The 459-nt window shown below is 58.6% G+C and carries 1 pseudogene; it reads right to left on the bottom strand.

Annotation, left to right across the window (positions count from 1 at the left end):
* Window positions 1-6: 6 nt before the first annotated feature.
* A pseudogene (locus tag BG74_RS17405) lies at window positions 7-459 on the bottom strand (helicase-related protein); the annotation flags it as partial.

The raw sequence follows: 459 nt of genomic DNA, 5'->3' as shown, positions 1-459 counted from the left end.
CTGCCGTTACCGGCATAATTGCTGCAGCGACCAGCTACCCCGACCCCGACCCTGCTGGATGAGATCGGCTGTGATGCTAGGGTCTGGATCGTAGCCCGGTAACGCGATGTGTGGGATCGGCTTTTTCAGCAAACGCTCGATATCGCACAGTAGGCGATCAGCTCATCGACAAACGCCATCGCCGCACGGTCCCGGTGCCACCCGATGCGATGGATATAATCTTCCGCCATCTGGGGTAACTCAAGTTCACCATGTGTGGCAGCAGGTCAATATCTAGACCGCGGGCGGCAATATCAGTCGCCACCAGGACGCGGATACCGTCCTGTTTGAAATCTGCCAGCGCCCGGGTACGTGCCCCCCTAGCTCTTATTGCCGTGGCGCAGCAGCAGTGATGCCGTCCATGTTAAGCTGCTCTGCCAGATGGTTAGCGCCGTGCTTGGTGCGAGTAAACACCAGCAC

This window comes from Sodalis-like endosymbiont of Proechinophthirus fluctus, assembly GCF_001602625.1.
In the GTDB taxonomy this organism is placed as follows: domain Bacteria; phylum Pseudomonadota; class Gammaproteobacteria; order Enterobacterales; family Enterobacteriaceae.
This window is presented reverse-complemented; position numbering and strand designations above follow the sequence as displayed.